Source organism: Methanomicrobia archaeon, from assembly GCA_016930255.1.
In the GTDB taxonomy this organism is placed as follows: Archaea; Halobacteriota; Syntropharchaeia; order Alkanophagales; family Methanospirareceae; genus JACGMN01.
On record JAFGHB010000041.1, the window covers coordinates 1 to 10078 of the forward strand.

Sequence of the window (10078 nt, forward strand, 5' to 3'; positions counted from 1 at the left end):
CGTCATTATCCCGGGCTCGAACGTCTCGCTCTTCTCGATCACGCCGTGTGCGTGTATTCCGGACTCGTGCGAGAACGCATTCTCGCCAACTATCGGCTTCGTTATGGGGATTTGCACACCGGAGAACCGCTCGATCAGCTTTGCCGTCTCAAACAGATATTCCGTATGTATGTTCGTCTTGAGCCCGTAGATTGCGTTCAGGCTCATCACGGTCTCAACGAGATCTGCATTGCCCGCTCGCTCGCCCAGCCCATTCACGGCTACCTGAACTTGCGATGCGCCTGCTTTTACCGCTGCCAGACTGTTTGCGACCGCGAGCCCGAAATCGTTATGGCAGTGTATGCTGATCGGCACGTGTACGGCGCGATAGATCTCTCCCACCAGCTCGTAGATCGCGAACGGCTCACTCACACCCACGGTGTCCGGCACGTTCAAAATGTCCGCACCCGCGTCCTCTGCCGTCTTGAATAACTCAACCAGGAAGTCTAATTCTGTGCGGGTCGCATCCATCGCGGAGAACATACACAAAAACCCGTGCTCCTTGACGTACTTCGTCATCGCATAGGTCTGCTCTTTTACCGCTTCCTCGCTCATCTTCGTCGTGTGGTCGCGCTGGATCTTCGAGGATGGCACGAAGATGTGAATCAGATCGACGTTGCAATCGATGCATGCGTCGATATCCTGCGTCAAGACGCGCGCCAATCCGCATACCTTTGATGACAGTCCCTCGTTACAGATAAGCTTCACCATCTCCAGCTCCTCTCGCGACGAGATCGGATAGCCTGCTTCTATAATGTCCACACCCAGCTTGTCCAGCTGCCGCGCAATCGTCCGCTTCTGCTCTGTCGTAAACGATATACCGGGCGTCTGCTCGCCGTCTCGCAGCGTCGTGTCAAAGACTTCGATCGTCCTTGCACTCCCGCTCTCACCTTGGATATCTCCTCCTTTCATCTTGTTCTCCCCCCTTCATCCTTCCTGGTTGAAGGCGAAAATGGAATCTTCGTTGCTACAGTAGTTAAAGTAAAACCATACGTTATATTATTTTCATTCATTACAGAGTGTAAATATAGGGGAGGTTAAGAACTAAAAATGGAAAAGAAGAGCGGGATAATAGGTTTCACGGGCGCGTTTCGCGAGAGCATGGGCGATATAAAAGAGGGTGCCAAGGTCGTTTTCACCGGATCGGTCGCAGTATGCACGCCTTTTATTGAATTACTCGCGTACACCGTGCGGGATAAAGGTTTTGATATGCTCTACGTGCCGGTTGCGGATGCAAAGGAGGCGCGGAAGATCAAGGAGATCGCGAAGATCGGCTATAGCGTGGTGGATGAGAAGGGCGATCCGCAAAACCCGGATGTGATCGTCGTGCTCGGTGGATTGGCGATGCCGAAGTTCGGATGCGCACCTGAGGCGGTCAATCGGATGATCGAGTCAGTGTCATCAGGCGCGAAGAAGCCGAAGGTCATCGGCGTTTGCTTCATGGACATCTTTGAACGCGCGGGCTGGGAGACAAAGATACCATTCGATACGGTGATCGATACCACTCTGGAGAGCGTAGTCAAATAGTTAACACAAAGGCTACATACAGCATGCGCCGACCGGGATTTGGACCCGGGTTATAGGCTTTTTGCCCACCCTTCCTTTTATTCTTAAAGTTCTTTCTTTCGTCAACGTTTCTTTCTTCGAAGAAAGAAAGGTTGGTTGGCAAGCCTATGTGATACCAGGCTACACTACCGGCGCATCTCTTTTCTTCTTTTTCTCTTCTTTCTGTTTTATTCTATTATAAATTCTTCACCGTTATTCGGTGCTATCGCTTCGCATCCGAATTTATCCCGCGTCCACGCCGCAAAATCTCCCGTGTGATCGCCATGGATCATAAATACCACTTCCGTACCGGTTCTGCAGAACCGTGAGACGATCCGCTTCAGTTCTGAATCACCCGCGTGCGCTGAGAAGTCGTAGTACTCGACACCCGCGTCCACCTTCACGACCTGTCCATCGGCCTCCACAAAGCCATTCTCTATCAATTTCCGCCCGTTTGTTCCCTCTATCTGGTAGCCCGTGAGCAGCACTTTGCTCCGTGGATCGTCGTGTATCTGCTTCAAATAGTACAGCACAGGGCCACCATTCAGCATTCCTGCGGTCGTAACGATCACAGAAGGTTCCGAGATGGCTTTCTTACGTCGCTTCGAGTTGACAAATTGCGCATCGGCAAACGCATCGTTCAGCGCCTTCGCGTCCTTTACGAACGAAGGATGATTCTTAAACAGACTGAAGACGCTGAGACCCATGCCATCCACATAGGGTGTCAGCCCGTACGAATGCAGCACCATCACGATCTCCTGCGTCCTTCCCACGGCGAAACACGGCACAATGGCATTGCCACCGGAATCCAGGGTCTCGCGAATAGAGTCGACGAACTCGCGCTCCAGCTCCTTCCTGTTCTTATGGTCCCGGCCGTAATACGTGCTTTCTATAATCAGGATGTCCGCAGCCGGGAAGTCCGTGAGTGAAGCGCTCGTCATTAAGCGAGACATACCCGTCTTGATGTCGCCCGTGTAAAACAAACTGATATCCTCGCTCTTTTTGCCCAGATGCACCGATGAGCTACCCGGTATATGGCCTGCATTATGTAATTCGAACTCGTAGTCAGATCCGTCCAGACGGCATCGTTCGCCGAATCCGACCGTGTGGGTATGCGCATCCAGTTTCTGGATATCTTCTTCGTCAAAGAAGACGAAGCCCTGCTCTTTCCCGACCTTTATCGTGTCTCGCCCCAGAAGCTTGGTTAAATCCCTCGTCACGGGGGTCATATAAACCTCCGGCGCCTTCTTATGGCTCATCAAACTCGGCACCATGCCGGAATGGTCAAGATGTGCATGCGAGACAATCACAGACTTCGGCGAGATATGATCGTTATTTAAAGGTATCTCTGGCGGGTCTGAAGGTCGCATTCCGTAATCAATGATGATTGTATCATCCACCAATACCGCAGAACGCCCTACCTCGTTGCAACCACCGAGAAACTTTATCTTCATCTTATTTTAACGCTGACACCACCTACACGGGAGCGAGGCTTCGTTCCGTCTTCGCTATCTCCACCCGCCGCACGGGATAGATTTTCTTCGCAACCTTATAGATGTCCGAAGACAGTTTTCCGAGTATGATCTCCTGCAGATATTTATTAAATTCCAAGCTTGCCGCCCTATTCCTGATTACGTCCTCCATTATCTTCCTGATCTCTCTTATCTGCGATTCACTCGCTTTCTTCAGGGTGAAACAGGACGACTTCACGCGGATGGTCTCGCCATCCTTAGTCACGACCTCGATATTCGAGTCGACCTTCGAACTCCGCTTACGCGCTAAACTGCGGAGATAATCGCCATCTATCTTATGCCCTATGAATCGGGTATAAGCATTGGTATGGTCAACTTCATAGATTTCAAGCAATAATTTCATATTTGAATTCTTTATGAGTCTGCCGGTAAGTTCATCCACCGTCATCTCCACCCTTCTGCCGAGTAACTTGGCTGGATCGTCCGAGACCGTATCGCCCGCTTTTACATCGCCGAACATCTGCGGTGCTAATACCGTGTACCACGCTTTCGCTTTCCACTTATCTTTCACTCTTTTCTTTGCCAGTTCTGCTCACGCTCCTTCTTCTTTCGCTTCTTATAAAAGAGCTAGTATCATAAAAACCCTTACTCACTTCTTCGCTCACCGGCCGCGTAGATAATTCAAGACGGCTTCAAATATCCTCTTACCGTCGCCGTATGCATCTCCGTTAGCGGTTACGTTGTCTTTACCCGCTCGCCGCGCGCGTGGCTCTCTCGTCCATTCTGAGTCCATGAAATTGTAGAATGCTCGCTCGGGATGCGGCATTAAACCTAATATCGTGCCTTCAGGGTTGCAGATCCCCGCGATATTACGGAGCGAGCCGTTAGGATTCCAAGGGTAAGCAGCATAATCGCCCTCGGGATCAACGTAGCGGAAGACGATCTGATCGTTATCCTCCAGACGTTGTAAGTACTCCGCACTCGTTCGCTCGTCAATGAAGAACTTGCCCTCCGCATGTGCGCACGGGATCTTCAGGATGCTTCCCTTCTCGATACCCTGCGTAAAGACACAGTTTCCTCTGTTTTCATGCTTTATGAGTGTGGGCCGGCATTCAAAGCGAGCGGAATCGTTCGTCGTCAACGCGGCCTGCTGCACTCCGATCTCGCCAGGAGCGCCAAAGCCGGGCAGCAGCCCCAGCTCCACAAGCACCTGGAAGCCGTTGCAGATGCCTAATATCGGCTTTTCGTCTCGTATAAATGCCGTGATTTCGTCGCCCAGTGCGCCGTTTATCCGCGCAGCCAGTATCGCGCCAGCCCGTATATAATCGCCGGACGAGAATCCGCCGGGAATGACTAACGCGTCGTAATCCGCTAGGCTCCGCCGCTCTCGTTCCTTCACCGCGCCGATCAACTGCTTCAGATGCACGATCTCTGCCGATGCGCCCAGCCGCGAAAACGAAAGAGACGTCTCGTATTCGCAATTCGTACCTTCTATCCGCAATATGCAGATCTTTATATTCAAGTTCATATTCGAGTTCATAGAGCCAGTAACACCCCGATTATCGTCTTACTATCCCTTATCTCGCCCGTTCTTATCTTTGCCTGCACCTCAGTTAACGGCATATGTCTTAGTGGGAATTCCGCGTCGGCGTCAGAAACCTTTTCCAGCCCGCTCGCTTTGAAGACGTGAATTATTTCGCTGCTATACCCTGGCGAGGGGTAATACGCGGTCAGCGTAGTCCAATGAGAAGCGCGAAATCCCGTTTCCTCGATTAATTCCCGCTTAGCGCATTCCTCGGGTGATTCGCCGTCTTCAAGCGTGCCTGCGGGTATTTCTAACGTTGCACGTCCCACCGCCGCCCGATATTGCTCGACTAACATAATCGTATTATCGTCACTCAGGGGAACGATAGCGGCTGCACCGGGATGGACGAGGATTTCGCGCGTTTTTCTACTGCCGTTCGGCAAAGAAACGGTAGCGAGCCGTAACTGCACAACCCTGCCCTTATACAACTCCTCGCTCTCGACTTCTCGCTCCTCGTTCATGCCGCGTCAACCCCGAGTTTTGAAATATCCAGGAACCATGATCCAGCTCTCACTAGCGGTTCGCTCTTAATAATTCGTAGCCGATGTTTGAAGAGAGGGCCATCGATCACGAAGGTGTGAAAATCACCGTTTTCGCCGCACACATCCAGCCCGTTGTTAAAATCGCGCAAATCACGTATGAACTGTGCATCAATCGTCCGTCCGAGCCACTCTTCACCTAAGAAATCAGCGTCGGCGCTGATTACAATCGCCTCAAATCCCGCATCGATGAACTCTTTCAGGATCGATTCGGAATCGTGGTTCCAGAGCGGTAACAGCAACTCGAGGTCCAAATCATGGCAAATCCGATCCACTAAGTCCCTGTGCGTTCCAATATGCCCGAAGACCGCGCCGTCTATTCCCGCGCCACGGTCGTTCAACGTGCGTATCGCGTTCTTGACCTCCTGTTCGTAGGATCTAAAATCGAATTGAAGAAGAGGAATCCCCAGCGCATCTGATTGCGCAGACAGCAGATCGTGATTTAGATTATGGGATCCCTTTTTCTTCATATCTCTGAAATTCAAGAGATAAGCGACCTCATACCCTGCTAACATCGCTTTATAGCACGCAAAGCAGCCATCCTTTCCACCCGTCCACGAGACAGCAACCGTGCCCTTCTTACTCTTCGAAGAAGTTTTAGTCGTTGGGTTCATTTTTGCGCCTTCTTTCTTACTCGTACTCACGTTACCTTCTCTACCTATGTTACTACGAATAGAGCTTACTACTTCTCTTGCTCTAGCACTTCGCGCACCTTCTCTGTCAGGAGTTTATTGATCACCTTGCCGTCCACTTTGCCGCGTAATTCCTGCATTACGACGCCCATCAGTGGTCCCACTGCTCTCTCACCTTTTTCGCGTATAAAGTCCTTTTTGCTGTTCACGATAGCCTCTATGACCTTTTCAACCTCGACAATGTTCGTGCTCAGCCCCAGTGCCGCTATTGCCTGCTCCACGCTGAGGTCTGAATTGCTCGCCAGGAATCCCACGATCTCAGGCACGGCCTCCTTGGCAAATACATTCGCAGAGAGGTGCTTGAAGATAGCAATGAACTGGTGATCTTCCAAGGTATCCACATCGATCTCGGCGTGGATCAATTCAGTGAGCGTATCCGTAAGCGTCCGGACAACCAACGTTGCCGGGATGTTTCCATATGAGTCCATAATGCGTTCGAAGAGCGCGAAATTGACGTTCCGGGCGATTTTATCCGCGAGCTCGTCATTCAAGCCGAACGTATCCGTATAGCGCGCTTTCCGATGCTCAAACGTCTCAGGGAGATTGTCCTTTATGAAGCTAAGTCGTTCTTCAGCTATTTCTACCGGCGGCACGTCGGTCTCCGGATACATGCGTGCGGCACCAGGAAGGGGGCGCATATACGCGCTGCAGCCGTCGGGTAACGCTCGCCTCGTCTCTTTCGGTATTGCTCGCAGTGCACCTTCAGCCCTTTGCAGTACGGCATTCAACGCCTTCACCGCACGCGATTTATCCGCTGCGACGATTAAGACCGCATCATCGTCGGTTGCGTGAACTGCTTGCTTCAACCGCGCCACTTCAGCCTTCGTAATGCCGTATGCAGGAAGCTCATCGGTATGCATCAAACCAGCGTCGTACTTCCGTGCGAAATCCGCCAGTTCAGTTCCGAACCGCCGCCCGGGCTGGAGCTCCGTGCCCAAAACGCCCACGAACCCGTGGAGACGCGCCCCGAATACCGACCCGCCCGACTTCTGGATAACCCGCGACATAGTGCCCGCAAAGATGCCAGACAGATCTTTAATCCGGTAGTCGACCTTCGCGCCTCTTTTATTCAGTTCCTCTTTGAGCTCGATAAGTCGTAATTGCCGTGTGATCTCGTTCCGCACGATATCGCCGATCAGCCTGAGGTTCTGGACGCCTTTTATCTCCACGCGAGCGCCTGAGGCGATAGAAATGTTTATATCCTGCCGGATCGTTCCCAAGCCTCGTTTCACCTTGCCGGTGGAGCGCAATATCATCCCGAGCTGCTCTGCTACGTTCTCCGCCTGCTCCGGCGTTCGTATATCCGGTGCAGTGCCGATTTCCACGAGCGGTATGCCCAGCCGATCTAGCGAATAGCCCACGGCACTGCGTTCCGTATTATCGATCTTCTGCGCTGCATCTTCCTCTAGGCAGAGCGAATCCATGCGCACGGTGCCCTCGGCTGTCGAGAGCGCGCCATCGGTCGCAATCAGCGCGGTACGCTGGAATCCGCAGGTGTTCGAGCCGTCGATGACGATTTTCCGCATGGTGTGAATCTCATCCAGAGGATTCATGTTCAGAAGCAGCGCGACTTCCAGAGAAATGTCAACGGCCTCCTGGTTCAACTCGCTCGGCGGTTCCTCGTCGTTCTCCACCAGGCACGTACTGTCGTAGCCCTTATACAGGAACGTTCGGGTATATTTCGCCTCTTCACGCGCGGCCTTGTCCACCTCGCCCATTTCGCTCTTCGACGCTCTCAGATACCGTTTGAAGTCGAACGTCGAGTCCTTCTTGTCCCTCAGCGTGGTAGGGCAGTTGCAGAAGAGCTTGGTGCGCGTGTCCAGCTGCTGGTGTATCTCCAGGCCTGCTTTCAGTCCCACTTCGGCGTAATCCACTTCCTCAGTCATGGCCTTCTTGTTGTACCGCGAGTGATTAATTAACCAGTACAAATAAACAGTACAGAGTTTAATAGTATTAACGATGTTATTACGGCATTCACACACATCCGCGAATACGGCTTCGCGGCGATACCTAACTGACCCCCATGACCAAGCAGAAAGTAGCGCGAACGCGGGATAAATGGACGAAATTCTGCCCCCAATGCGGTAAAGAGACCGAAGGGTTCTTCGATTCCGTCTGTGAGGACTGCTTCAGGCAGGGGATAACGTTACTTGCGCCCTCGGGGTTTGAGGTGGGTCTGAGTGTCTGTCCGCACTGCGGTGGGTTTTTCAAAGGCAAGGAGCAGACGAGCATCGAGCCGGCGATCGAGGATGCGGTACGGAAGGTGATACGGAAGAAGTACGGGCAGCAGACACCCGTAGAATTCGCAGGATTGCGCGCCGAGCTCGCGGAGAATAAACGCAGTGCACACGTGTATATAGCGGTGAAAGCGCGTATAAAGGGCGTGGAAGTTGAAGAGGAAGAGGACACGGTCATCAGTTTGAAACGAGCGATCTGTGAACGCTGCAGCAGGATCGCGGGCGGCTATTATGCGGCGATCGTGCAGATACGCGCTGATTGGCGGATTCCAACCGATGACGAACTCGCGGTAGCAGAGACCATTGCCTATTCCTCCCTGGGTGAGTCGGATTTCGTGTCGAGAGAGCAACTGCTGAAAGAGGGGCTGGACATCTATGTAAGCAGTGCGGACTACGGTCGGAGGATCTCGCGAGCGGTGGTGAAGCACTTCGGCGGGGACCTTTTCGAAAGTAAGAAACTGTTCGGTCGGAAGGACGGCAGGGATATCTACCGGGTGACGTTCTTGGTACGATTGCCGGGCTTTCAGCACGGCGATGTGGTGGCAATCGGAGATACACGGATTACCGTGGAGAACGTTGTAACGGGAAATGGAATCGAGGGCATAGACCTGAAAACAGGCGAGCCGGTCTTCGTAAGTAAGAAAGAGCTGATGAAGGCGAAGCGAGTTTGATACCTCATTTCAGTGTAGGCACCTGGAACTGGGTCTTAAAGGTTCATCTCTGAATCATTTACCGTACGTCCAGACCACGAGAAAAACGAAAACCATATATATGTCAACAAATTTTATTCATTTACAATGTTGATTGGAAATTGGGGGTGAAAAATTTGAAATGAGAAGCGATAAGAAGGTAGCGATAGCTCTTATAGCGATACTGACTCTTTCAGCGTTTATCCTGGTGATACCGGTAAGCGCAGACGGCGCTGATTTTGGAGTATCTCCTTCAAGACACCGGCGGAATTTGGTTAGATCACCATCGACATTTCAGGCGTTCGATCGAAGTCTGCCACAGTCTCAAGATAGTAGGATGAAGGACTCGTCAGAAGACGGAGCCCTTGTACAAGGGTCGATCGTCCCGGGCCCGAACCAACCGGGTCATCCGGTGGGTAACGGTGACGAATCCGAGTACCGGTATGATTGGGGCGCGTACCCAATGCCAGACGTCACCTGCGACAACAAAACGGACGTGCTGGTAACGTTCTACCAATGGTCCGAGGACGGCAACTATACCTACCGGGTCATCGCGAAGAATGGTACAACCGGCAGACATCTGTGGGAGGAGTCAGTCATCAGCAGTATGAGCAAACCTGCCGATATAGAAGCACATGGTGTCCTCGATTGGGACTGGTACTGGTACGATGACTTGTCAGGGTACTACGACTACTGGTATGGGGTTGATGACCCGTATTTCTGGGACTGGGATTGGTACTGGGACTGGTACCTCAACTGGGACGGCGGTGACTATGGCGATTGGTATAAGTACAGCAAGTACGCGCCCGGGATGGCGGACATGAACGGTGACGGCAAAGGTGATGTGCTGGTCTGGCTCTACGAGTATAACTACTCCACGGACGAAGAGACGGAAACGCTCATCGCGAAGAACGGGACGACGGGCGAGCATCTCTGGGAAGAGAACGTTACTGGCTTCGGGTGGGACTATGTGGATCTATGGGGCTACGGCGTGCCCGATCTGAATGGTGACGGTACGGCGGACGTGCTGGTCTGGCTCAACGGGTATAACGACTCCACGGACGAAGAGACGGAAACGCTCATCGCGAAGAACGGCACCAATGGCAAGCATCTCTGGGAAGAGAACGTTACTACTATTGACACCGAGTGGGACTATGTGGATCTGTGGGGCTACGGCGTGCCCGATCTGAACGGTGACGGTACGGCGGACGTGCTGGTCTGTCTCGGGGGGTACTCCACGTACGAAGAGACGGAAACGCTCATCGCGAAGAACGGGACGA

At 52.5% G+C, this 10078-nt stretch carries 10 protein-coding genes and 1 tRNA gene; 3 read left to right on the top strand and 8 right to left on the bottom strand.

Annotation, left to right across the window (positions count from 1 at the left end; all coding sequences use genetic code 11):
• Positions 1 to 951, bottom strand: a 951-nt coding sequence (locus JW878_06325) for a 2-isopropylmalate synthase (GenBank protein ID MBN1762672.1), incomplete at its 3' end; no start/stop codon positions are given.
• A gap of 138 nt (positions 952 to 1089) precedes the next feature.
• Between JW878_06325 and JW878_06330 the strand changes: the two genes are divergently transcribed.
• The gene (locus JW878_06330; protein ID MBN1762673.1) at positions 1090 to 1566 is read left to right on the top strand and encodes a DUF2124 family protein; all 477 of its coding nucleotides are present in this window, start codon (positions 1090 to 1092) and stop codon (positions 1564 to 1566) included.
• A 24-nt stretch (positions 1567 to 1590) separates the two neighbouring features.
• Here the strand turns inward: JW878_06330 and JW878_06335 are convergent.
• The 7 genes from JW878_06335 to gatE all read right to left on the bottom strand — a co-directional run bounded on the left by JW878_06335 (position 1591) and on the right by gatE (position 7758).
• A tRNA-Gly gene (locus tag JW878_06335) sits at positions 1591 to 1740 on the bottom strand.
• A gap of 32 nt (positions 1741 to 1772) precedes the next feature.
• Positions 1773 to 3038 (bottom strand): MBL fold metallo-hydrolase, encoded by a 1266-nt coding sequence (locus JW878_06340; protein ID MBN1762674.1) that lies wholly within the window; start codon positions 3036 to 3038, stop codon positions 1773 to 1775.
• Between the two features lie 22 nt (positions 3039 to 3060).
• Positions 3061 to 3642 (bottom strand): 30S ribosomal protein S3ae, encoded by a 582-nt coding sequence (locus JW878_06345; protein ID MBN1762675.1) that lies wholly within the window; start codon positions 3640 to 3642, stop codon positions 3061 to 3063.
• A gap of 75 nt (positions 3643 to 3717) precedes the next feature.
• The gene (gene purQ, locus JW878_06350) at positions 3718 to 4584 is read right to left on the bottom strand and encodes a phosphoribosylformylglycinamidine synthase subunit PurQ (GenBank protein MBN1762676.1); all 867 of its coding nucleotides are present in this window, start codon (positions 4582 to 4584) and stop codon (positions 3718 to 3720) included.
• An 8-nt stretch (positions 4585 to 4592) separates the two neighbouring features.
• Positions 4593 to 5102: an NUDIX hydrolase gene (locus JW878_06355; GenBank protein MBN1762677.1), complete on the bottom strand. Its 510-nt coding sequence runs from the start codon at positions 5100 to 5102 to the stop codon at positions 4593 to 4595.
• Complete coding sequence (locus JW878_06360) at positions 5099 to 5794, bottom strand: diphthine--ammonia ligase (GenBank protein MBN1762678.1); 696 nt, start codon at positions 5792 to 5794, stop codon at positions 5099 to 5101. The genes JW878_06355 and JW878_06360 overlap by 4 nt, the downstream gene beginning before the upstream one ends.
• Positions 5795 to 5862: 68 nt before the next feature.
• Positions 5863 to 7758: a Glu-tRNA(Gln) amidotransferase subunit GatE gene (gatE, locus tag JW878_06365; GenBank protein ID MBN1762679.1), complete on the bottom strand. Its 1896-nt coding sequence runs from the start codon at positions 7756 to 7758 to the stop codon at positions 5863 to 5865.
• Between the two features lie 137 nt (positions 7759 to 7895).
• Here gatE and JW878_06370 point away from each other — a divergent pair, with 137 nt between their 5' ends.
• Positions 7896 to 8780, top strand: coding sequence for a hypothetical protein (locus JW878_06370; protein ID MBN1762680.1), 885 nt, complete (start codon positions 7896 to 7898; stop codon positions 8778 to 8780).
• Between the two features lie 160 nt (positions 8781 to 8940).
• Positions 8941 to 10078: hypothetical protein (locus JW878_06375; GenBank protein MBN1762681.1), on the top strand; the 1138-nt coding region annotated here is incomplete at its 3' end.

Bases quoted from the DNA above. Each gene is read 5' to 3' on its own strand.
- JW878_06330 (MBN1762673.1), top strand. From the start codon at position 1,090: ATGGAAAAGAAGAGCGGGATAATAGGTTTCACGGGCGCGTTTCGCGAG.
- JW878_06340 (MBN1762674.1), bottom strand. From the start codon at position 3,038: ATGAAGATAAAGTTTCTCGGTGGTTGCAACGAGGTAGGGCGTTCTGCG.
- purQ (MBN1762676.1), bottom strand. From the start codon at position 4,584: ATGAACTTGAATATAAAGATCTGCATATTGCGGATAGAAGGTACGAAT.
- JW878_06355 (MBN1762677.1), bottom strand. From the start codon at position 5,102: ATGAACGAGGAGCGAGAAGTCGAGAGCGAGGAGTTGTATAAGGGCAGG.
- JW878_06360 (MBN1762678.1), bottom strand. From the start codon at position 5,794: ATGAACCCAACGACTAAAACTTCTTCGAAGAGTAAGAAGGGCACGGTT.
- gatE (MBN1762679.1), bottom strand. From the start codon at position 7,758: ATGACTGAGGAAGTGGATTACGCCGAAGTGGGACTGAAAGCAGGCCTG.
- JW878_06370 (MBN1762680.1), top strand. From the start codon at position 7,896: ATGACCAAGCAGAAAGTAGCGCGAACGCGGGATAAATGGACGAAATTC.